Annotated in this window: 19 protein-coding genes and 1 pseudogene; all 20 read right to left on the bottom strand. The window is 42.3% G+C overall.

What is annotated here, in order from left to right:
* Window positions 1-32: 32 nt before the first annotated feature.
* The 20 genes and pseudogenes from wzzB to wcaK all read right to left on the bottom strand — a co-directional run bounded on the left by wzzB (window position 33) and on the right by wcaK (window position 22,955).
* On the bottom strand, window positions 33-1,013 hold the full coding sequence (gene wzzB / locus ACU8XX_RS08930; protein ID WP_032170033.1) for an LPS O-antigen chain length determinant protein WzzB: 981 nt from the start codon (window positions 1,011-1,013) through the stop codon (window positions 33-35).
* Window positions 1,014-1,158: 145 nt separating this feature from the next.
* On the bottom strand, window positions 1,159-2,325 hold the full coding sequence (ugd, locus tag ACU8XX_RS08925) for a UDP-glucose 6-dehydrogenase (RefSeq protein WP_001598525.1): 1,167 nt from the start codon (window positions 2,323-2,325) through the stop codon (window positions 1,159-1,161).
* Window positions 2,326-2,573: 248 nt separating this feature from the next.
* Complete coding sequence (gene gndA / locus ACU8XX_RS08920; protein WP_001598526.1) at window positions 2,574-3,980, bottom strand: NADP-dependent phosphogluconate dehydrogenase; 1,407 nt, start codon at window positions 3,978-3,980, stop codon at window positions 2,574-2,576.
* Between the two features lie 138 nt (window positions 3,981-4,118).
* Window positions 4,119-5,102 (bottom strand): annotated as a pseudogene (locus ACU8XX_RS08915) (IS630 family transposase).
* A gap of 110 nt (window positions 5,103-5,212) precedes the next feature.
* Entirely contained in the window at window positions 5,213-6,112 is a 900-nt protein-coding gene (locus ACU8XX_RS08910; protein ID WP_001598530.1) for a glycosyltransferase family 2 protein, read from the bottom strand.
* Between the two features lies 1 nt (window position 6,113).
* Entirely contained in the window at window positions 6,114-7,154 is a 1,041-nt protein-coding gene (gene wzy / locus ACU8XX_RS08905; protein ID WP_158642113.1) for an O154 family O-antigen polymerase, read from the bottom strand.
* A gap of 18 nt (window positions 7,155-7,172) precedes the next feature.
* Window positions 7,173-8,066 (bottom strand): glycosyltransferase, encoded by an 894-nt coding sequence (locus tag ACU8XX_RS08900; RefSeq protein ID WP_240765453.1) that lies wholly within the window; start codon window positions 8,064-8,066, stop codon window positions 7,173-7,175.
* Between the two features lie 4 nt (window positions 8,067-8,070).
* Window positions 8,071-9,216: a non-hydrolyzing UDP-N-acetylglucosamine 2-epimerase gene (gene wecB, locus ACU8XX_RS08895; protein WP_001598534.1), complete on the bottom strand. Its 1,146-nt coding sequence runs from the start codon at window positions 9,214-9,216 to the stop codon at window positions 8,071-8,073.
* Between the two features lie 7 nt (window positions 9,217-9,223).
* Window positions 9,224-10,330, bottom strand: a complete 1,107-nt coding sequence (locus ACU8XX_RS08890) for a glycosyltransferase (protein WP_024192789.1) — start codon at window positions 10,328-10,330, stop codon at window positions 9,224-9,226.
* Window positions 10,323-11,615: an O154 family O-antigen flippase gene (wzx, locus tag ACU8XX_RS08885; protein WP_158227894.1), complete on the bottom strand. Its 1,293-nt coding sequence runs from the start codon at window positions 11,613-11,615 to the stop codon at window positions 10,323-10,325. The genes ACU8XX_RS08890 and wzx overlap by 8 nt, the downstream gene beginning before the upstream one ends.
* A gap of 33 nt (window positions 11,616-11,648) precedes the next feature.
* Complete coding sequence (gene rfbC / locus ACU8XX_RS08880; protein WP_240765451.1) at window positions 11,649-12,209, bottom strand: dTDP-4-dehydrorhamnose 3,5-epimerase; 561 nt, start codon at window positions 12,207-12,209, stop codon at window positions 11,649-11,651.
* Window positions 12,210-12,213: 4 nt separating this feature from the next.
* Window positions 12,214-13,092, bottom strand: a complete 879-nt coding sequence (rfbA, locus tag ACU8XX_RS08875) for a glucose-1-phosphate thymidylyltransferase RfbA (RefSeq protein WP_001471777.1) — start codon at window positions 13,090-13,092, stop codon at window positions 12,214-12,216.
* 57 nt (window positions 13,093-13,149) lie between these two features.
* On the bottom strand, window positions 13,150-14,049 hold the full coding sequence (rfbD, locus tag ACU8XX_RS08870) for a dTDP-4-dehydrorhamnose reductase (RefSeq protein WP_001374048.1): 900 nt from the start codon (window positions 14,047-14,049) through the stop codon (window positions 13,150-13,152).
* Window positions 14,049-15,134 (bottom strand): dTDP-glucose 4,6-dehydratase, encoded by a 1,086-nt coding sequence (gene rfbB, locus ACU8XX_RS08865; protein ID WP_001374049.1) that lies wholly within the window; start codon window positions 15,132-15,134, stop codon window positions 14,049-14,051. The genes rfbD and rfbB overlap by 1 nt, the downstream gene beginning before the upstream one ends.
* A 368-nt stretch (window positions 15,135-15,502) precedes the next feature.
* On the bottom strand, window positions 15,503-16,396 hold the full coding sequence (gene galF, locus ACU8XX_RS08860) for a UTP--glucose-1-phosphate uridylyltransferase GalF (RefSeq protein WP_001598539.1): 894 nt from the start codon (window positions 16,394-16,396) through the stop codon (window positions 15,503-15,505).
* Between the two features lie 214 nt (window positions 16,397-16,610).
* A protein-coding gene (locus tag ACU8XX_RS08855; protein WP_085947771.1) for an IS3-like element IS3 family transposase occupies window positions 16,611-17,773 on the bottom strand; the annotation gives its coding sequence in 2 pieces (ribosomal slippage) (window positions 16,611-17,512 and window positions 17,512-17,773; 1,164 coding nt in all).
* Between the two features lie 126 nt (window positions 17,774-17,899).
* Entirely contained in the window at window positions 17,900-18,895 is a 996-nt protein-coding gene (locus tag ACU8XX_RS08850; RefSeq protein WP_000999466.1) for an N-acetyl-alpha-D-glucosaminyl-diphospho-ditrans,octacis-undecaprenol 4-epimerase, read from the bottom strand.
* Window positions 18,896-19,052: 157 nt separating this feature from the next.
* Window positions 19,053-20,447, bottom strand: coding sequence for a colanic acid biosynthesis protein WcaM (gene wcaM / locus ACU8XX_RS08845; protein ID WP_032170515.1), 1,395 nt, complete (start codon window positions 20,445-20,447; stop codon window positions 19,053-19,055).
* A gap of 10 nt (window positions 20,448-20,457) precedes the next feature.
* The gene (gene wcaL, locus ACU8XX_RS08840) at window positions 20,458-21,678 is read right to left on the bottom strand and encodes a colanic acid biosynthesis glycosyltransferase WcaL (protein ID WP_001459900.1); all 1,221 of its coding nucleotides are present in this window, start codon (window positions 21,676-21,678) and stop codon (window positions 20,458-20,460) included.
* The gene (gene wcaK / locus ACU8XX_RS08835) at window positions 21,675-22,955 is read right to left on the bottom strand and encodes a colanic acid biosynthesis pyruvyl transferase WcaK (RefSeq protein WP_032170514.1); all 1,281 of its coding nucleotides are present in this window, start codon (window positions 22,953-22,955) and stop codon (window positions 21,675-21,677) included. Before wcaK ends, wcaL begins: the two co-directional genes overlap by 4 nt.
* Window positions 22,956-23,099: the final 144 nt, after the last annotated feature.

Below are 23,099 nucleotides of genomic sequence, written 5' to 3'. Positions count from 1 at the left end.
CACCCTGCCCATTTTCTTTAAAACCGAAAAGATTACTTCGAGTTGTAATTACGCAGAGCATTACGCCCCAACACAATCCCCGCGCCAACCATGCCGCCCAGCAGCACCGCCAGAATCAAGGTAATTGCCTTTTTCGGGCTATCGCGACGAATAGGTAACGTCGGTTTCATCACATAACGGTAAGCATGAATATCAAGATCGTCAACCTTTAAGTTTTCGATATCCAGCAGGTTTTGACGAGTCTGATAGTAGTCTGGCGAAAACACCAACGGACGAGTTGCCTCATGCTTAATCATCGACTCCAGCGCTTCGCTCCCCAAAAGGAACAACGTATCTTGTGTGATATCTTCGCCAGTCTGTTGAATCTGCGGTTTTGTCACCTGCGCCTGATTCGCATACTGCAACGCTTCCTGAATCTGACGGATACGCAGATCTTTCTGCGCCTGCGCAACCACTTCCTGAGTTCTTAAAGAGTCCTGCAAGTTTTTCCGTCCCAAAGCAAGGTTGTCCTTGAGATCCTTTTCTAGCTCTTGATTTACTTTATCATCAACTTGCTGAATGTATTGGGCCAATTTCATTTGTGCGTCCTCTGCAGTTTGCCCAACATAAGAAACAGTCAATGGTAATTGCTGGTTCTTTACAGAAGGTTCGATGGTAAGTTTTTCTGGTTCTTTCTGATTATCCAGCGTTTCTGCTAATGCAGAGAAGGCAGAACTGAAGCGACCAATTAACGCCTCCTGTAAATCCGGCACTTTAGGTGCAGCCTGACCATAGATAACATTCATGGCATTGTTATAGCCAGCAATTTGCCCCACGTCGGGCTGAGTGATAATTGCTGTTGACGTCCATTTCTCCTTCGCTACTACCAAATATCCAATAGCCAGGGCAATAGCCACAATGACGGAAATGATGATTGTCATCTTGCCACGCCACAACTGCACTAGTAAATCAATCAAATCAATCTGTTCCGGGTCATGGTTTTGCCCAGAAACATTATTATTTTCTACTCTCATCATTACCCTAACTGACGGAAATTTCCAAGTCCGCATAGTTTAGCGATAATCCTCGTGAATGCTATAGGATAAGTGATAAAAATAAAGAATTGTTGAGGAAGTAACAAAAGACAATCAGGGCGTAAATAGCCCTGATAACAAGATGTTAGTCGCTGCCAAAGAGATCGCGGGTGTATACCTTATCTGCCACATCCTTAAGCTCTTCTGCCATACGATTGGAGATAATGACGTCAGCTTGTTGTTTGAAAGTGGCGAGATCTCGTTCCAGGCGAGAGTTGAAGAATGAGTTTTCTTTCATCACCGGTTCGTAAATGATGACTTCAACGCCTTTCGCCTTGATACGTTTCATAATCCCCTGAATGGAAGACGCGCGGAAGTTGTCTGAACCGCTCTTCATAATCAGACGATAAATACCCACCACTTGCGGCTTGCGTGACAAAATGGCATCGGCAATAAAATCTTTACGCGTGCGGTTAGCATCGACAATTGCCGAAATCAGGTTATTCGGCACAGACTGATAATTCGCCAGTAACTGTTTGGTATCTTTCGGCAAACAATAACCACCATAACCAAACGACGGATTGTTGTAATGGTTGCCGATACGCGGGTCGAGACAAACACCTTCGATAATCTGACGCGTATTCAGACCCAAACTTTCTGCATAGCTATCCAGTTCGTTAAAGTACGCCACGCGCATCGCCAGATAGGTATTAGCGAAAAGTTTAATCGCTTCTGCTTCAGTGGAGTCGGTAAACAGGGTCGGGATATTTTGCTTAATCGCGCCTTCCTGTAACAACGCAGCAAAACGTTCTGCGCGTTCTGAACGCTCACCGATGACAATACGTGACGGATGAAGGTTATCGTAAAGGGCTTTACCCTCACGGAGAAATTCTGGGGAGAATATAATATTTTCAGTACGATATTTTTTATGCATCGCTGCGGTAAAACCAACGGGAACCGTTGATTTGATGACCATAACCGCATAAGGGTTTATCTCAACTACGTCTTTAATTACTGATTCTACACTGGATGTATTGAAATAATTAGTTTTAGGATCATAGTCGGTTGGAGTGGCGATGATGACATAATCAGCACCCCGGTAGGCTTCATTTTTATCTAATGTGGCATTAAAGTGTATTTTATCTGATTGCAAAAACTGCTGAATTTCCTTATCGACAATAGGAGATATCCGATCATTCAGCATAGCAACGCGTGACGGTAAAATATCTAATGCCACAACCTCATGATTTTGTGCGATTAGAAGCCCGTTTGATAAGCCTACATAGCCAGTACCGGAAATGGTGATTTTCATTTCATGCTCTCAGAATTAACTTAACTGTGAATCATGATGTTTTTAGCATCCTGATAAGAGCTAAAAGTTTTAACGCTACGTTGTCAGATGGTCAACGCAACGAAAAACAATTCAGATTTTCTTTATAAGAATAGCTGATATTTATTAAGTTAATATTAAGCAGTGAAATTTAGTCTATAAGATATTTGGCAAAAAAAAGCCCGGTGCAATATACGCCGGGCCTCAATTTTATTGTTGGTTAAATCAGATTAATCCAGCCATTCAGTATGGAACACACCTTCTTTATCAATGCGCTTATAAGTATGCGCACCGAAATAGTCACGCTGTGCCTGGATCAGGTTTGCAGGCAGAACTACGGCGCGGTAGCTGTCATAATAGGCAACCGCTGCCGCGAAGGTCGGAACCGGGATACCGTTCTGTACTGCATAAGCAACGACATCACGCAGCGCCTGCTGGTAGTCATCGGCAATTTGCTTGAAGTACGGAGCCAGCAGCAGGTTAGCGATCTGCGGATTTTCGGCATAAGCATCGGTGATTTTCTGCAGGAACTGCGCACGGATGATGCAGCCAGCACGGAAAATCTTCGCGATTTCGCCGTAGTTCAGATCCCAGTTGTACTCTTCAGACGCAGCACGCAGCTGAGAGAAACCCTGCGCGTAAGAAACGATTTTGCCCAGATACAGCGCACGACGAACTTTTTCGATGAACTCAGCTTTGTCGCCTGCTGGCTGCGCTTGCGGACCAGAGAGAACTTTAGACGCGGCAACACGCTGATCTTTCAGAGAAGAGATATAACGTGCAAAAACAGACTCGGTAATCAGCGACAGCGGTTCGCCAAGATCCAGCGCACTCTGGCTGGTCCATTTGCCCGTACCTTTGTTTGCTGCTTCATCCAGGATCACATCAACCAGGTAGTTACCGTCTTCATCTTTTTTGGTGAAGATATCTTTGGTGATGTCGATCAGGTAGCTGCTCAGTTCACCGTTATTCCACTCGGTAAAGGTCTGCGCCAGTTCTTCGTTGGAAAGATTCAGGCCACCTTTAAGCAGAGAATAGGCTTCAGCAATCAGCTGCATATCGCCGTATTCAATACCGTTGTGAACCATCTTCACATAGTGACCTGCACCATCGGCACCAATATAGGTAACGCATGGCTCCCCGTCTTCAGCTACTGCGGCGATTTTGGTCAGGATTGGTACAACCAGTTCATAGGCTTCTTTCTGCCCACCAGGCATAATAGAAGGACCTTTCAGCGCGCCTTCTTCACCACCGGAGACACCGGTACCAATGAAGTTAAAGCCTTCGGCAGAAAGTTCACGGTTACGACGAATGGTGTCCTGGAAGAAGGTATTGCCACCATCAATGATGATGTCACCTTTATCGAGGTAAGGCTTGAGGGAATCAATAGCAGCATCCGTGCCTGCACCTGCTTTCACCATTAACAGGATGCGACGAGGCGTTTCCAGAGATTCAACAAACTCTTTCACCGTATAGTAAGGAACCAGTTTTTTGCCTGGATTTTCGGCAATCACTTCTTCCGTCTTCTCACGGGAACGGTTGAAAATAGAGACGGTATAACCACGGCTTTCGATGTTGAGCGCAAGGTTGCGCCCCATCACTGCCATACCGACTACGCCGATCTGTTGCTTTGACATTGTTTACTCCAGTCAGGGGGATCATGAAGAGGTGTAGTTTAAGAATTAAATTTCGATTCAACTATGAGTTTATAGGTAGTAAATTTTAAGTTAAATAGATTAGTTTTATAATCTTATAAATAGCTGCGCCTAATACCGCTACACTTTTGCCAGCCCATGTTTGCCTTAGGGCATGGCTGACGGTTTCCATAACATGGCGAACTTTTTTCAGCAGTTGCCATATTGACCGGCACTGATGATTGCGCGTTATTGTGTCGCGAAGTGCCTGCCATAGCCGTTCTACATGATGCACCAATGGCGAGTAAACCGGCTGATAAATAACTCTGAACTTCGGTTCTCCTTCAGCCAGCGCTGTGTTTCCCGGCTTTTATGGATAATGTAGTTGTCCACGATCAGCGTGATGGTTTTCGCCCGACGGTATGTCGCTTTAAGCCGCTTCAGCAGGCTGATGAACAGCGTTGAACTTTTGCTGTTGCCGGCCAGATAATATTTTTCCTTCTGCCCCGGTGTTACCACGCGTTTCTGTTGTCCACGTAGCTGCCAGTCTGCACCGATTTTGGGATTAAGATGGATATACACTTCATCTTCATAAAAGACCGGATGCTCTGCGCAGCATTCGTCCAGTGCTTTGTGGATTGCCGCCATCTTTTCATCTTTATGCGGGTCACTGATACGCAGGGTTGGTGCGGCCCTTCGCCACACAAGCCCTGCAGACGGCAACCAGCGGCAAACGGTCCCGGCATATAACTGGCAGCCGGTTATCTCATTGATTTTTATTGCCAGAAGTTCTGTACTCAAGCCTGAGCGCTGGTAGCCAAAATCGCCGTGAGCATGTTTACCAGCTCACGTAATAAAGTGCAGATATGCTCAAAAGGCCAGCGTGGGGTCGTCCGGCAGATAATGATTTCAGTCTTGCAACACCCGACAGCGTGAACCAATTAATTCAGCGTCCGACGAAGGAACTGCCACGGCAGAGCATTCTGCCAACATCGCTAACGAGGTCGCCCGATGCAGCATCAGTATGGCCATCAGTCTGCGGGCATAATTTTTATCGTGCGTTTTCTGGATTGCTTTCTGCATCAGGCGTCGTTCGTCACGGGGAATTGGTGCTATGATCGGCATCGCTCAGTCCGGTTGGTGATTTGTTTTGATTTGGTGATTGATCAGATCAAACAATCCGGGCTAAGTTCCCTTAAAGTGATCTACTATTCCGCGCAGCTATTTAAGGTATATTAGAACCTACCAATTAAAATAAGAAACTTAACTAGAATACTTTCGTATTTCTTAGCATATTTAACCCCTAAGCCCATAACCAACTTAATTCTAAGAAAAATATTTCTTTTACTGTTCAGTATAAGCTCCAATAACGCTACTTTCTCAGAATTATACAATTCTTTACTTATCAATAGTTGCTGATACATTTTTGATCTGGTTTCATCATTAGATAAAATATTAAACATAAATCTTCTTGTTTTTTTTATAAAACTAGTTCGACCACCGACAACATTACCTCCATGTTGCCGATAAAGGATATGGGATTGTTGATCAAAAATAACCGTTCCTGTTAAATATGCAACCATCAACATCCACCAATCGTGCATTGGTACATTTTTAGTATAATCAGTTTTCAAAATAATCGAGCGTAACTTATTATTTATCAAACATGTACAACCTGTGCAAAAGTTTTTAAATAATGCATTTTCAAAAGAATCATTGACGTGATTTTCAAAATTTATCAAATTTAATTTTGCATCAACCAAGGTATAAGCTGAACAGTATAATACTGGACCTTCGGAATCCTTCATCATGGTCACTGCGCTTGAAATTTTATCATCAAGCCAAACATCATCCTGATCGCAAAAGGCATAATAATCATATGAATCAACCTGCTCCAAGAGAGTAAAAAAACTTTTAGTCACACCTATATTGCTTCCCTCAAAAACATTAATAGGTAAACAGGATGTCATTTGCCGAAGGTTTACCAAATTAACATTATTAGAACCATCATCCCTGACATATATATCAATAGAAAAATTATCTGCATTCTGGTTGAGAATAGAATTTAACTGTTCTCTTAAATAATCACTTCCATTATAATGAGATAGGAGAATAGCTACTCTTTGTTTATGCATGTTATGAACGTCTCTTTTTAGGTAAAAGAATATTACAGAATTGGATTACTCCTAGAAAAAGCATAACAAATAATGTATGTGTATTAAAAACTTTTACAGCAAATAATCCCGTATACACTTGGTAGATACAATAAAGGTATAATGCCAATGTTAATTCTGAAGTCTTTTTTGTTAAAAGATAATGTCTAATTGATAACAGTAAAATAAAATACAAAATAATGACAATAGGAAAAAAAATAAAGCTATCAAAAAAAGATGACCAGTAATAGGGTTCTGGGAAAACATTTATATTACTTGCATATAAATTCAAGCCTAATGTTTTAATATTATAATACATATTAAAACTAGAAGAAGTAAAATATAGAAAAAGCCATGCTATCGTTGCTGGCATTTTTTCATAGTTGAAAGAAAAAGGTAAATCAACTGTATGTATTACACCTGGACTTCTGTATTCACCGATCAAACCAAAAACAAAAAGAAATATACTCCCTAAAATAAGTATCGGTTTTAGACTAACCTTTCGTTTTCCTAAAAGGATAAAAATAAAAACAAAACAAGTTAATAGCATTAAATCACGATTAATCATCAACAATGGATTAACAAATGCAAAAACCATTACAAGTATAAAAATTATTCTATTCTTAAAGGAATTACATGTAAATAATAATAACCATGACATAACTGAAACATGGTGCAAAAAAGGATACCCAAACTCTGCATATATAACATGTCCAAAAAGAGGAATTCCTAACTTAAAATATTCAACACTGCTTGATAGAATTATAATGATTGTTGTCGTATACGGTAACGGAAATGACTTCAGACTTAGGTTTGATGTATTGACATAATATTTACTTGAAAAACAGAATGATAATGGGATAAAGGAAATAACCAAGAAGGTTGAGATAATAATAACAAGTGAACTACTATCAACCTTATACAAAAAAGATGATAATATGAAAACAGCTACCATTAATAATATAGGAATTAATGGGTTTAAGAAAGTTGTATTCAAACAGTAAACTCTGTTCATATGTTCCATCTTATATAATTATCATAATCAAAATAGATACAACAACATAAAGATTAAAATAAAAATCTTATCTTTATATGAGCGTCGCAACTTATAAAAGTTAACTGAAAACAATAGATTTCCATAGTAATTTCTATTGAGATTTTTTTGTATTTTAGAAGAATCCGCTGCTTCTAAAGTATTAGCGATCAAAGTTACTTGTTTTCTATACCATTTTGATCTAATCATTTTTAATCTTTTAATGATTCCACCAAAAGAAGAGTTAGCACCTATTTGATTATTGCTGTGCTGTCGGTAATACATTGAGGGCCAAGGATCAATGATCCATTTATAATTATTTGATCTTGCAAAAGCATATATAAACCAATCATGATAGGTTATATTTTTAAGAATATTAACATGTTTAACTAGAAATTCCCTAAGTTTGAATGCATTTTCAACTGAAAAGACGTAAGTACAACCGGGCCCCCCACCTTCAAAAAAATAATCATAGGAGGTCATCTTCTGGGATTTATTTATTAAAACTTGTCTTCCATCGCTATAAAATGCAGTTACATTACTGGAATAAAAGCCGTCAGTTCCAATTTGTTTAATTGCATGAATAAGTTTGTTTTCTTTCCAAATATCATCTTGATCAGATAAAGCAACAAAATCATGTTGATCATACTCATTTGAAAGCAATAATCGGAAAAAATTAGCACTTGCGCCCCCCATCCGTTCTGAATTTGAAAGTAGCTTAATATTATTAAATCTTTCTGAATAGTTACTGCAAATCTCTTTTGTTTTATCAGTTGAGCAATCATCACTTATATAAATTGTAACGTCGACATCTCTTTGTGCAAGAATGCTATCGATTTGTGCACTGATCCAACACTCTCCATTGTATGTAGCCAGTAAAACAGCAACTTTAGGTTTATTCATATTCTCATCCTTGTAAGGAATTAAAAAAATAATTATCAATTATTTCTTTAATTTTAATTGATGAATTACCATTTCCGTATGGATTAGTAGATTTTGACATACTTTCATAATGTGACTTATCGTTCATTAGATACTCAAATTCCTTAATGATAGTATCATAATTTGTACCAACTAACTTCACGGTACCCGCATTTAAAGCTTCTAGCCTTTCAGTAGTTTCACGCATAACGAGAACAGGTTTGCCCAAGGAAGGAGCTTCTTCTTGAATACCTCCTGAATCAGTTAAGATAATATATGAACGTTCCATTAAATAAACAAATGGAAGATATTCTTGAGGTGGAATTAATTTTACATTATCAACATCTTTTAAGTAATAATTGACTGGTTCTTGAACATTAGGATTTAAATGAACCGGATAAACAAATATTATATCTGGATTACTAATTGCGAGATTTTTTATAGCCTGACAAATATTTTTAAATCCAGTACCAAAATTTTCACGCCGATGACCGGTAATGAGTATCATTTTGCGATATTGATCAATAAATGAAAATTTCTCATGTAAGTAATTTAGCAATTCACCATCTTTTTTAATTTTATTAATTATATAAATTAAAGAATCAATTACCGTATTTCCTGTTATAAACAGTTTGTTTAACTCAACGCCTTCTCTAATTAAATTCTGTTTAGTTAATTCGGTAGGGCAAAAATGGAAGTCCGCAAGCACTCCTGTTAATTTTCTATTACCCTCTTCAGGCCAAGGAGAATATAAATTGCCAGTTCTGAGCCCAGCTTCAATATGTGCAATTTTAATTTGATGATAGTATGCTGATAACGAGGCAGCGAATGAAGTTGACGTGTCACCATGAATTGCTATTAGCTCTGGCTTGAAATTTTTAAATATTTCTGACATACCATTAATTATATCGACTGTAATTGTCGATAAACTTTGTTCCGGCCGCATTATATTTAAATTGTAATCTGGTGTAATATCAAATAAATCCAATACACTATGTAACATTTCTCTATGCTGACCAGTTACACAAACCTTACATTCATATCGAGAATCTCTTTTTAATAAATTTACTAAAGGAGCCATTTTAATGGCTTCAGGTCTTGTACCAAATACTAACATTATTTTTGTAGTCATTTTAATATCAATCTCTGTTATTTATTATCTCTTGATAAGCCAAATAGGTCTGCTTTGCTGTTAGATCCCATGAAAATCTATTAATGGATTTACGCATTAGCGGTGCATTATAAGCATCCTCAATGGCTTTTCTTATAGAACTTATGGAGTATGGATTACATAAAAAGACATGTTTCCCAATTATCTCTTTAAAGTAAGTATCAATTGGACAAAACTGGCTTGAAGATACAACAATATTTGCACCGGTGGCTAAAGCTTCTAATGAACTTAAACCAGGAGATTCACGAAAAGAAGCTAATACATGGACACGGCATTTATTGTAATAACTATTTAATTCATATTGCTCGATATTTTTAGTGATTATGTGAATATTATTATTAACAGCATTGACTTTTTGTATTTTTTTTAAGTAATCTTTATTATGTGCGTGAGCAGCTCCAATTAATATCAAATTGAGTTCTGTATTTAATAATGCTTTGCATACAGATAACTGATTTTTTATTGGTTCAAATCTTCCAACACATAATATGCCATTTCTATTCTCATTATAATTAAAACAAAAAACATTATTACTTACGGCATTTAAGGCTATATATTTTTCCTTTTTTAATCTGAACTCTCTCTGAATTATTTCATACTCCTCTTCTGAATTCGGTAACCATGCATCAAACTCCCCTAGAAAGTTAGCCATATCTTTTCTATACTTATTTGTAAGCGAATATGGCTTATTAATAATAGAAACACTTACTTTACACGTTAAATGAAATACTCTTTTTAAAAGTTCAAAATATTTTCCACTAGGATAAATATGCATTTTTTGCATTGCATTAACAAAGAATGCATCATGCATATCCCAATAAACGGTAGAAAGAACACAAAATGCGCCGATTTGCTTTGCTTTTGTAAGAAATAACTTACTTTCCTCAAAAGTTTGCATATTGAATATGTGGACAATATCAGGGTGAATATTCAAAATTTCATCCGGATCACTGATAATGTTAATAGAGCATTTATACGCTGACTCAATTGCGTTCTTAGTCTCAACCAATTGAATCACATCTCCTCCAGGACGCTCCTTCCAGTCTTTCCTTATACAGAAAACTACATTAATCACTTAATTTCACCCTTTTATTAATATTGTAGATCTTTATAAAAAGTATTACCCCTAGTAATGATTCACCCATCAAAACGGCAAACGAAGTACCGATTGCAGGTATCCAAGAACTAAACCAAAACATAAAAGGTATCGTTAATGAAGATGATACAAAAAAAGCTTTACTATAAAAATCCTTACAATTGTATGCGCATAGAAATTGTATCCCTAAGACATTATTAATCACCCCGACAATAAGCCATAGACTTAGGAAAATTACAACTAATACATATTGATAAATGTATATATCAATATAATTTCTCATGACATAAAAAGTAATCACAATAGAAACACTAGTGATCAAAGCAAATACCACCATCGGTATGCCGGTTTTTTTTACAGCAGTAATTCCATCACTCAGGCTATATGAGAAACGTTTACAATTATAAGGATATATCGCTTGTGATATAGGAAAAAAAATTGTATAAATTGATTTTATTATCCTTTCAATTGCTGCATACGCACCTAACTGTGTCGGAGTTGCATATATAGATAGTATAGGAATTGTTGAGTTTGTAAGAATTGCTGATGATATATTGGCCAAAAATAAACCACTACCTTCAAGAAATAACGTTCGAATCGAAGTCCAAGAAGGTTTCACGAGATATATATATTTTTTTATTATAATTAAATTTGCATAAAATGACACAACAAACATTGGAAAAGCTTGTGATAATATTAGAATATTTATCTCTGCACTAATTTTCAAAAAAAATATAACTAATAAGCAGTTTATAATTTTTGCAATTATAGAAAGTCCTGCTATTATTTTCATTTTCTGTATCCCTTGGAAAAACCAAGTAGGATATAAAGATTGTGATATTACAATCAAATAACCAAGTAGAAAATTAATTAATAAATCATATTCATCTATTATTAAATAACATACTATTGTATAAAAAACAAAAATCAACAGTAGAAATAACGACTTTAATATAGTGGTTGATATATATACTTCTGATACTCTTTGCTTATTATCACCTGCAATAGATATTTCTTTTGGTGAGATAAACATAAAACCATAATCTGTCACGACTTGAAGTAATGTCGCAGTTATTAGAATTACAGAGTAACGACCAAATTTTTCTAATCCTAATAGAGATATAACATAACTTAAAGTAATTAAGGGTATCAAATAAGATACCCCTTGTGATATGGTTAAATATGACGCATTGGTAAACACCTTCAAAAAATCATGATCTTTTACTTTGTTAGAAAAGAATCTTAACATGAAATCTCTAATCATTAGTTAGTTTTGGTTTGGGTTTATACCAACTCATCATTTTTTTGATGATTCAATTTCTAAATATTCAGTCAGCGATATTTGCTGTTGATCTTTTGCTGATATAATCATTTCTCTCATTAAAGGCCATTGTATATTCAATGATTTATCGTTCCATATTATCCCACCTTCATGAGAGGGCATATAGTAATTAGTTGCTTTATAAAGGAATGTGGCTTTTTCGCTAGTTACAATAAATCCATGAGCAAATCCTTCCGGTATCCATAATTGTCGCTTGTTTTTAGCATTTAAATATACACCTACCCACTGTCCAAAAGTGGGTGATGATTTACGTATGTCAACTGCGACGTCAAATACTTCACCTTCAACACAGCGAACAAGCTTTCCTTGAGCATAAGGTTCTAATTGATAATGTAACCCTCGCAACGCGCCTTTACTAGATTGAGAGTGGTTATCCTGCACAAATTCAATTTTACGCCCTACAGCCTCATCGAAAACTTTTTGATTAAAGCTTTCCATAAAAAAGCCACGTTCATCTCCATATACTTTTGGTTCAAAAATTAAAACATCCGGAATACTAGTTTTTATGACTTTCATTTTATTAATAACCTTCAACCATCTTTAATAAATACTGCCCATAAGCATTTTTCTTTAGCGATTCAGCTAACACTTGCACTTGTTCAGCATTAATAAAGCCTTTACGGTAAGCAATTTCTTCCGGACAGGAAACTTTCAGCCCCTGACGCTCTTCAATTGTTGCAATGAAGTTACTTGCTTCAATAAGACTTTGATGTGTCCCCGTGTCCAGCCATGCATAACCACGTCCCATCATGGCAACAGATAAACGCCCCTGCTCCATATATATACGGTTAATATCGGTAATTTCCAGTTCGCCACGGGCAGAAGGCTTAAGGTTTTTCGCCATTTCGACAACGTCATTATCATAGAAATAAAGCCCAGTTACCGCATAATTACTTTTTGGTTGTAACGGTTTTTCTTCCAGGCTTATTGCCGTACCGTTTTTATCAAACTCAACGACACCGTAGCGTTCAGGATCATTAACGTGATAGGCAAATACCGTTGCGCCACTTTCTTTGTTAACAGCGACATCCATTAACTTCGGCAGATCGTGACCGTAAAAGATATTATCACCGAGAACCAAAGCACAATCATCACCACCGATAAACTCTTCACCGATGATAAATGCCTGCGCAAGACCATCTGGACTCGGTTGCACTTTGTACTGAAGATTTAGCCCCCACTGGCTACCGTCACCAAGCAGTTGTTGAAAACGAGGAGTATCCTGTGGCGTACTGATAATCAAAATATCGCGAATACCCGCTAACATCAGTGTAGAAAGCGGGTAATAGATCATCGGCTTATCATATATAGGTAATAGCTGTTTACTGACAGCCATAGTCACAGGATAAAGACGAGTACCAGAACCACCCGCTAAAATAATACCTTTACGCGTTTTCATTTCATCATTCCTTTCAATTCATCTTGCTCCATCATCACGAACAAGATGCAAAAACTATTAAATTACTGTAGTCGTAAATAATTCGTTGAGCATTCGTTTCACGCCAACCTGCCAGTCAGGCAAAACAAGCGCAAAATTCTGCTGAAATTTTTCTGTATTAAGGCGAGAGTTATGTGGACGACGAGCTGGTGTAGGATAGGCTGTTGTTGCTACTGCGTTGAGCTTGTTGAGTGCAAGGGGTATGCCTGCTTTGCGCGCCTCTTCAAAAACCAGCGCAGCATAATCGTGCCAGGTTGTGGTACCACTGGCTACCAGATGGTACAAACCTGCGACTTCCGGTTTATTCAGTGCCACACGAATGGCATGTGCCGTACAATCAGCCAGCAACTCTGCGCCAGTTGGCGCACCAAACTGATCATTAATAACGGCTAATTCTTCACGCTCTTTTGCCAGACGTAACATTGTCTTGGCAAAATTGTTTCCTTTACCTGCATATACCCAGCTGGTACGGAAAATAAGGTGCTTCGCACACTGCTCTTGTAATGCTTTTTCTCCAGCTAACTTGGTTTCACCGTAAACATTAAGCGGTGCAGTTGCATCAGTCTCCAGCCATGGCGTGTCGCCATTTCCAGGGAATACGTAATCAGTTGAGAAATGAATTACCCAGGCCCCAACTTCATTAGCCGCTTTTGCAATTGATTCAACGCTGGTCGCATTGAGTAATTGTGCAAATTCGGGTTCTGACTCAGCCTTATCTACTGCGGTATGAGCAGCAGCATTAACAATAACATCAGGGCGAATTTTTTTGACGGTTTCAGCTACACCTTCAGGATTACTAAAATCACCACAGTAATCAGTGGAATGAACATCAAGAGCAATCAAATTACCCAGAGGTGCCAGAGCACGCTGTAGTTCCCAACCTACCTGCCCTGTTTTGCCGAAAAGGAGGATATTCATTACTGGCGGCCCTCATAGTTCTGTTCAATCCACGATTGATAGGCACCACTTTTCACATTATCAACCCATTTTGTATTGGACAGGTACCATTCCACTGTCTTCCGAATCCCGCTCTCAAACGTTTCCTGCGGTTTCCAGCCCAATTCGCGGCTAATCTTCTCTGCATCAATCGCATAACGGCGATCGTGTCCCGGGCGATCGGCAACATAAGTAATTTGCTCACGATAAGATTTCTCTTTCGGTACAATCTCATCCAACAAATCACAAATAGTGAGCACTACATCGATGTTTTTCTTTTCGTTGTGTCCACCAATGTTATAAGTTTCACCCGCTTTACCTTCGGTTACGACGGTATATAACGCACGCGCATGATCTTCAACATACAGCCAGTCACGAATTTGATCCCCTTTGCCATAAATAGGTAATGCCTTACTTTCCAGAGCATTAAGAATTACTAGTGGAATCAATTTTTCCGGAAAGTGATAAGGACCGTAGTTATTCGAACAGTTAGTCACAATGGTCGGTAAACCATAGGTACGTTTCCACGCGCGGACTAAATGATCGCTGGATGCTTTTGATGCGGAATAAGGGCTGCTTGGTGCGTAAGCTGTCGTCTCAGTAAATAAGGGTAATTCTTCGTTATTATTTACTTCATCTGGATGAGGCAAATCACCATAGACTTCGTCAGTAGAAATATGATGAAAACGGAAGCTATTTTTCTTGTCGCTATCAAGAGCAGACCAGTAATTGCGAGCGGCTTCCAAAAGGACATAAGTACCAACAATATTGGTTTCAATAAATGCCGCAGGACCTGTAATTGAACGGTCAACATGGCTTTCAGCAGCCAAGTGCATCACTGCATCCGGCTGATGCTGAGCAAAAATCCGTGCCATTGCAGCAGCATCGCAAATATCCGCATGTTCAAAAATATAGCGTTCAGAATCAGACACATCAGCAAGTGATTCCAGGTTTCCGGCGTACGTTAATTTATCGACATTAACAACACTATCCTGCGTATTATTTATAATGTGACGAACTACAGCAGAACCAATAAATCCTGCGCCACCAGTAACAAGTATTTTCACTTAATTTATTCCATATTACTTCAGAGCATGCTGTGAAATAAGCGGCTCTCAGTTTGATTGATAGAGGTATTAATGCATGCTACCGCCCCTGGCTTTACAGCTACCAGAGCACTGCATGCATGTCTACGATGTGACGAGCGTTGTCCACCCGCGCCAAACCCGAAAGATTCAAAAGCTAATTGTCTTACCAATCCGCTCTGGAAACAAGGAAAATCCTGAAAACTTTGACTAAAATACTATTGATAACTCTTTGTTATTATGAAAATTTACAAATAACGTCCCGAAGATTCGCTCCAAATTACTTTCGTCACGAATCTTCACCGCCGTTATAATTTTCCTATCAACCGTTACATTCGGTCAGATTTTCATTATTCGCTTAACAGCTTCTCAATACCTTTACGGAACTTCGCCCCTTCTTTGAGGTTGCGTAGTCCATACTTCACAAACGCCTGCATATAGCCCATTTTTTTACCGCAGTCGTAACTGTCGCCGGTCATCAGCATTGCATCAACGGACTGTTTTTTCGCCAGCTCAGCAATTGCATCTGTCAGCTGAATACGTCCCCACGCACCAGGCTGAGTACGTTCAAGTTCCGGCCAAATATCGGCAGAAAGCACATAGCGACCAACGGCCATGACGTCTGAGTCCAGCGTCTGCGGCTGATCCGGCTTTTCGATGAATTCAACAATGCGGCTGACTTTGCCTTCACGGTCCAGCGGTTCTTTGGTCTGGATGACGGAGTATTCAGAGAGGTCACCCGGCATACGTTTTGCCAGCACTTGGCTACGGCCCGTTTCATTGAAGCGCGCAATCATGGCAGCAAGGTTGTAGCGTAGCGGGTCGGCGCTGGCATCGTCGATCACAACGTCTGGCAGCACCACGACAAATGGGTTGTCACCAATGGCGGGTCGTGCACACAAAATGGAGTGGCCTAAACCTAAAGGTTCGCCCTGACGCACGTTCATAATGGTCACGCCCGGTGGACAGATGGACTGCACTTCCGCAAGCAGTTGACGCTTCACGCGCTGCTCAAGGAGAGATTCTAATTCATATGAGGTGTCGAAGTGGTTTTCGACCGCGTTCTTGGACGCGTGAGTTACCAGGAGGATTTCTTTGATCCCTGCAGCCACAATCTCGTCAACAATGTACTGAATCATTGGCTTGTCGACGATCGGTAGCATCTCTTTGGGAATCGCCTTAGTGGCAGGCAACATATGCATCCCAAGACCTGCTACCGGTATAACTGCTTTTAAATTCGTCATTCTTTTCCTACCTCTAAGTGGCTGATAGTGCGTAAATTATTGCCATAGGTTAGCCAAACGTTATGGCTATATACCAAAGCTTAGTTCCGCATAACTTTACTTAAACCTTAGGATAACACTACACACCATCAGCATCTGGGTTACTCGGATTACTCGGAATTCCGCATACTGATAATTTAATCAGTGATCCTACCCACGTAATATGGACACAGGCCTAAGCGAGGTTCTTGTTTTCAAATTGTTCCGGACTGAGGCCGCCACACCAACTGTGCCGCCGCCACCGATTGTAATCACATTCGATATAATTAAACACCGTTGCCCGCATTATTTCCCGGCTGATAAAGTGTTCTCCATGGATACATTCCACTTTCAGCGAATGAAAGAAGCTTTCCACGCAGGCATTATCGTAGCAGCAACCTTTTGCGCTCATACTTCCACGCAGATTATGCCGCTTCAGTTGCGCCTGATAATCTGCTGAACAGTACTGGCCTCCACGGTCCGTGTGAACGATAACGTTCCGGGGCCTCTTACGCCGCCACAGCGCCATCTGCAGGGCATCGCAGGCCAGTTGCGCCGTCATGCGTGGCGACATTGACCAGCCAATAACGGCACGTGACCACAGGTCAATGACCACTGCCAGATACAGCCAGCCTTCATCTGTACGTAAGTACGTGATGTCTCCTGCCCACTTCTGGTTCGGGCCACTGGCGTAAAAATCCTGCTCCAACAGATTTTCTGACACAGGCAGGCCGTGTGCGCGGTAGCTGACCGGGCTGAACTTCCGGGAGGCCTTTGCCCTCAGTCCCTGACGGCGCAGGCTTGCCGCCACGGTTTTTACGTTAAAGGGGTAACCCTGAGCACGCAGTTCATCCGTCAGGCGTGGGGCACCGTAACGCTGTTTTGACCGGGTAAAAGCCGCGAGGACAACGCTGTCGCAGTGTTGGCGGAACTGCTGACGCGTGCTTATCCTTGTCCGCCGCTGACACCACGTATACCAGCCGCTGCGGGCCACCCGGAGCACGCGGCACATTGCTTTGATGCTGAACTCAGCCTGATGTTTTTCAATAAAGACATACTTCATTTCAGGCGCTTCGCGAAGTATGTCGCGGCCTTTTGGAGGATAGCCAGCTCTTCATCCCGTTCTGCCAGCTGGCGTTTGAGACGTGCAATCTCGGTAGACATCTCCAGTTCACGTTCAGAAGACGTCTGCTGATTTTGCTGTTTACTGCGCCAGTTGTAGAGTTGTGATTCATACAGGCTGAGTTCACGGGCTGCGGCAGTAACACCGATGCGTTCAGCAAGCTTCAGGGCTTCACTGCGAAATTCAGGCGAATGCTGTTTACGGGGTTTTTTACTGGTTGATACTGTTTTTGTCATGTGAGTCACCTCTGACTGAGAGTTTACTCACTTAGCCGCGTGTCCACTATTGCTGGGTAAGATCACAGTACCTCTTTCCGAATAATCGTAGTCCAACCTGGTCCTTTTTTCTCTGACTCGTCTGCATTACTCAGAAACAAACGTTATGTCGTCTTTTTTGGCATGAACGAATTCATACTGCAGAGTTCGATCCAGACCTTGCGACAGCGTATACGGTGCCACAAAACCTGAAGAATGCACTTTCGTTGCGTCAAACTGTGTTGTTGCGCAGAATTTTTTCACGCGCACAGAGCTGACAGCGTATTTTTTGCCCGTAATTTTGCTCAGGATATCAAAGCAATATCCACCCAACATTCCTAGTGGGTAAGGCAAGTGCATAGAAGGGATCTTTTTGTTCAGACTTTGTTCAACTTCAGCAACCAACTGGTTCATGTTCAGATCTGGCTTATCAACGTAATTATAAACCTCATAACCTGCGGCAACATTCTTCAGTTTGTACTTGATAAACTCAACAATGTTTCCAACATAAGCCATGGACTTATAGTTAGTCCCTGCGCCCACCATCATAAACTTGCCGCCAGCGATCTGTTTCAGCAAGTTATAGACGTTACCGCGGTTGCGTTCACCGAAGATAACGGTAGGACGGATGATGGTTAATGAACGTTCTGTTGGTGCTTTGTTATACCATTCACGCAGCACTTCCTCTGCCTGCCACTTACTTTTGCCGTAGTGGTTGAAAGGGTCGTGTGGATGGTTTTCGTCAGGGTTGTGTTTGTTCAAACCATAAACAGCAACGGAACTGGTAAAGATGATATTTTTAACGCCATTTTTTTCCATGGCCGCCAGCACATTGCGGGTACCCTGAACGTTGACATCATAATAGAGAGAAGTAGGGCTGACGTCATCGCGGTGTTCCGCTGCCAGTAGTACAACAGTGTCAAAACCGGCTAACGCCTGGTCGAGTGCCTGTTGATCACGAACATCGCCAATCTGTGTGATTTCTGGATAAAAGTGGCTCTGCTGTTTGTCCAGGTTCTTGATATTAAAGTCAGCAATTGCCGTTTCAAGTAGTCGGGTTCCTACGAATCCGGAAGCTCCTATGAGCAAAACGTTATCGTTCATAAATCACTTTAGTCTGGTTGTTACGTAAGAAACACAAGATAAAGATGAGTACCTTCCCTGAGTAGTCAATGCTGCCCAGCCCCAGCTTTAACAGTTAGTGTGAGGATTATAATCTTTTAGAACATTATATCCAGTAAGTTTATGAATGGTCGCAAATCTACTCCCTCCGTTCCGGCAATCTAAAGTTAATCTTTTCCACATTAACAATATGGTGATTAATCCTGTCGATGTCGACGGAGCTTTGCCCTCTTTCATTCATCGCATGAACATTTGCAAGTGACAGCAGTGTTTCTTTTTTCGCCATAAAGACACCGCGAACGTCTTTGCGCATGTCAAAGTTCATGCTCAATGCTGGTCCAACAGAGGATTCCTGCATCACTTTGATATTACGCATAAAAAGATGTTGCGGTTTGTTGTGTAACTCCAGAGACGCACGCTTCATCTCAATGTTAGTCAGTGCCACAAAGGAGACGGCATTCCCGGCAGAGATTTGAATGCCGCGCAATTTATAAGCAAGATGGGTGTTATCCAGCTGAATATTATTCACTCGGAAATTTTGCGGTATCGAGAGATATTTGCCTTTAATTACCCCATAGCCGATTAACATCCCGGCGCTATTAATCATTTCAATATTATCAATCACAAAATTGTCACAACCGTAAATAGCGACTGTGGCGTTATCAATACCTGCTTTCTTACTGAAATCCGGTGTGATATTGCGGGCTTTGATATTACGAATAACAAAATGTTTACCATTTTCAACATGGATCAACTGCCGACAATCCGATCCCGTGATATTCGCCACGACAAAGTTTTTCACTGCCTGGTCTTCCGGGTAATTATTATCGTAAGTGCTTCCCGCAAGGCCTATGCCGATGCCCCAGTTGATTTTGCCGTTGGTACAGTTGATGCGCTCGATGACATGGTCAGATATCAAAATATCACTGTCGTTAATCGCCACGTTCCATTCAATAGCGTCCCCCTGTAAGTCGCTGAACTTACAATTGGTGATGTTGGCACCGATAATCTGGTTATGAAATCCCTGGCGTAAGATGGCGTAATTAGCGTGGCTGACAGTGAGGTTATCGATGGTCAGGTTGCGCATGACCCGTTTGTTTTTGCCGCCGATATAAATCTGCGTTACCGGGCCAAAGCCGCTCATCGCCAGCCCTTTGATGGTGCAGTCAGAACCACGCACATCCAGGGTGATGTTATGCATACTGCCGCCCTCCTCCCCTGTCACCTGGCTGCCGTCCTGTAAGACAAATCGCCCTCTGCCGTTGCCGCGCAGGCTTCCAAGGATGTGTAACGTTTTGCCGGGAGGGATGAAGATGCCGGTGTTGATATTGTCACAAACGAATCCAGCAGGCACGACGACCGTTTGCCCTTCGCTGAAGGCTTGTTTAAATGAGGCGATCCAGTCGTGAGGGTTGTAGTCGTTAATGTTAACGCTTTGTCGGGCGGGAAGTGCGCGAGCGAAAGGGGTATGGAGGAAGGCAAGCGCCGAGCTTGCCGTCAGGAAGGTGCGTCGGGAGAGTTTTTTAAATGGCATGCGTTCTCCTCTATAAAGCCTGCAGCAAGCTGGCGAGTTCTCGATTAATCACCTGCTGGTTAAAATCGTGTTCAACTTTTTCGCGCGCGCGTTTGACGACCGGAGCCAATTCGTCGGTGTCCAGTTGGCTAAACGCCGCCAGTCGTTGCGCCAGTGCGCGAGCATCGTTCTCAGGCACCAGCCAGCCGGATTTGTCAGCCTCCACCAGTTCCGGTATTCCGCTATGCAGAGTAGAAACCACCGGAATGCCGACCGCCATCGCTTCCATTAGCGCCACTGGAATGCCTTCCATATCGCCATCCGCACCTGTAACCGATGGCAACAGGAAGACATCCGCGTTGTCGAGCATCGCTTTCACTTCGTGGCTCGGTTTAAAGCCCGGCATCTCCACCACATCTTCCAGTTGATATTGTTCGATGAGGGTGCGCAGGCGTCGTTCCCACGGGCCAATGCCGAGGATGCGATAGCGAAATGCCACGCCCTGCTCTTTCAACTGACGGCAGGCTTCGATCGCCACATGCAGGCCTTTTTTCTCGGTTAAGCGTGCGACGGAAATGATTTCCAGCGGCGTTGCAGGCGCTTTCACCGGACGCGGGCTAAAGCGCGTCATGTCCACGCCCATGCGCGATACGGCGATTTTTTCCCTCGGGCAGCCCATTTTTTGCAGCCTTCCGGCCCACAGATTACTTATCGGTAACATCAGGTCGCCACGTCGAAACAGTTGCTGATATTCGGGAGTGTAATGGTTGAGCACTTCCCGACTGGAGATATCAATACCGTGGAAGATGGTGGCAATTTTGCCGCGAATGACACCCAGTTCGCGTAGTTTTGCTGCGGTTACCCCCGCAGGGCCAAAATGAGCGATGAACACATCAGCATGAAACGGTGTTGCAACCTGGCCGCAAATGGCAGACAAAATCAGGTTCCGCGACTCTGCGCCATAGCGTTTGAGGTTGAGCGCCTGCCAGGTATTTTTACGATGAATGCCGCGTAACGTCTGGCTGGCGCGGTGGCGCAGCTTCGCCACTTTGCCCGTAGGTTCGTCCTGTAACCAGCGGGTTCTGGCTGCAAGGTTGTATTTCGTCCATGCCGCGTGGGTGTTCTCTGTATCGCCTTTTTGCAACGCGACAATCTCCACCTCAAAGCCCATATCAATAAACGCAGTGATTTGGTTGAGAACGAAGGTTTCCGACGACAGCGGAAATTTCAGTAAAAAGAAGCCGACCTTCATTTCGCCTCCCCGATGAGCTCAAGCACAGATTGCACCATCTGCATTCCTGCCTGGCGTTCGCGACTGACGGCTTCGTTAAGTCGTGTGTTCAGCGCCGGAAGCTGGCCTAAGGTATCCGCAACCATCGCTTGCAAGCTGCCGTCCAGTAAATGACGGATATCAATTGCCATCTCTGGTAGCCCCAGTTGTTGCATAATCCCGGCGGATTTATGTTCATAGTTGATGGCAATCGCCGGAGTAGCAAAGTTCATTGAGATAATGGCGGAGTGCAGGCGCGTACCGACGGTGAGTTCACAGGCACCGAGAATTTTGCCCATTTCCAGATCGTTGAGTTCATCCATCACTACGTGGTAACGGGCAGGATAGCTGATATGCTGGCGCAGGTTGAGCGCCACCATGCGGTCGTCTTTGTTATAGCTGTCGATGCCCGTACAGGTGGAGAGCGCAATGACCTGATAGCCTTCGTCGAGAATGCGATTGACCACCCCGGCAAAGGCTTTTTCATACGCTTGCTGAGTGGTGCCGAGACGTTTGTCGAACGGTGCCAGTTCGCGCAGGGTAATTGCCACCGTTTTCTGTTGTGCGGCAACGTCCAGCCAGTGTTGAACGGCATAGCTGGCAGTGAAGTCTTCGGTGTGGTGATCGACCAGCCACGCGGTATCGACGCCATGTTCCACTTTTGCGGTAGTGATATTGCTGCGTTTCATCAAATCAAGGCTGACCGATTCGCGCAGGATCAGCGCGTCGCAATGACCAAAGACATAGTTCGCCAGTTGGTTAAATTGCTCATCCTGGAAGGGACCGACGCTGTGACCAATCATAAACAGCGGCTTTTTCGCCATAAATGTGCAAAGTGCATGTTCAAACTGCGGCACGCCGTAGAGATCGACAAAAAACGATCCGCCGACCTGGATAATGGCATCGTAACCTGACAGCAGGCGCACGAAGTCAGTGAATCCCTGGGCGATGGCAATATTGCGCAGCTTGCCAGTGTCGGTGACGCGCGAGAGCAATACCTGGTGTTGATAGCGGCGACGGAGGACTTTTTTAACGCGCCCGACAACACCCGCCGCGCTGTTGTGTTGTTTCATTTGCAGGAACAGCGGATCGCCCATTACCGGGCGGTTGAGCAGCCAGGAAGAACTGACCGGATAGCGGCTCATGACGTCCACTTCGGCATGCGGATTGAGGATGTTGATGGCATCAAGTAAGCCGCGCAAGATGGCGCTGTCGCCGCGATTGCCGCAAGTGTGGTTGCCCAGAATAAGTAATTTCATTTTTTCCTCATAAATTTGATGCCAGGTGAGGCTGTGTTTGTTGTGTTCATTGCCGTTTTTTGCCTGATGCGACGCTGGCCGCGTCTTATCAGGCCTACAAGACCCGAGCACAGAACCGTAGGCCGGATAAGGCGTTCACGCCGC

The organism is Escherichia sp. MAL-1, assembly GCF_052948035.1.
This window is presented reverse-complemented; position numbering and strand designations above follow the sequence as displayed.

Coding starts and splice junctions, on each gene's coding strand:
- wzzB (WP_032170033.1), bottom strand. CDS start 1,013: ATGAGAGTAGAAAATAATAATGTTTCTGGGCAAAACCATGACCCGGAA.
- ugd (WP_001598525.1), bottom strand. CDS start 2,325: ATGAAAATCACCATTTCCGGTACTGGCTATGTAGGCTTATCAAACGGG.
- gndA (WP_001598526.1), bottom strand. CDS start 3,980: ATGTCAAAGCAACAGATCGGCGTAGTCGGTATGGCAGTGATGGGGCGC.
- ACU8XX_RS08910 (WP_001598530.1), bottom strand. CDS start 6,112: ATGCATAAACAAAGAGTAGCTATTCTCCTATCTCATTATAATGGAAGT.
- wzy (WP_158642113.1), bottom strand. CDS start 7,154: ATGGAACATATGAACAGAGTTTACTGTTTGAATACAACTTTCTTAAAC.
- ACU8XX_RS08900 (WP_240765453.1), bottom strand. CDS start 8,066: ATGAATAAACCTAAAGTTGCTGTTTTACTGGCTACATACAATGGAGAG.
- wecB (WP_001598534.1), bottom strand. CDS start 9,216: ATGACTACAAAAATAATGTTAGTATTTGGTACAAGACCTGAAGCCATT.
- wzx (WP_158227894.1), bottom strand. CDS start 11,615: ATGATTAGAGATTTCATGTTAAGATTCTTTTCTAACAAAGTAAAAGAT.
- rfbC (WP_240765451.1), bottom strand. CDS start 12,209: ATGAAAGTCATAAAAACTAGTATTCCGGATGTTTTAATTTTTGAACCA.
- rfbA (WP_001471777.1), bottom strand. CDS start 13,092: ATGAAAACGCGTAAAGGTATTATTTTAGCGGGTGGTTCTGGTACTCGT.
- rfbD (WP_001374048.1), bottom strand. CDS start 14,049: ATGAATATCCTCCTTTTCGGCAAAACAGGGCAGGTAGGTTGGGAACTA.
- galF (WP_001598539.1), bottom strand. CDS start 16,396: ATGACGAATTTAAAAGCAGTTATACCGGTAGCAGGTCTTGGGATGCAT.
- ACU8XX_RS08850 (WP_000999466.1), bottom strand. CDS start 18,895: ATGAACGATAACGTTTTGCTCATAGGAGCTTCCGGATTCGTAGGAACC.
- wcaM (WP_032170515.1), bottom strand. CDS start 20,447: ATGCCATTTAAAAAACTCTCCCGACGCACCTTCCTGACGGCAAGCTCG.
- wcaL (WP_001459900.1), bottom strand. CDS start 21,678: ATGAAGGTCGGCTTCTTTTTACTGAAATTTCCGCTGTCGTCGGAAACC.
- wcaK (WP_032170514.1), bottom strand. CDS start 22,955: ATGAAATTACTTATTCTGGGCAACCACACTTGCGGCAATCGCGGCGAC.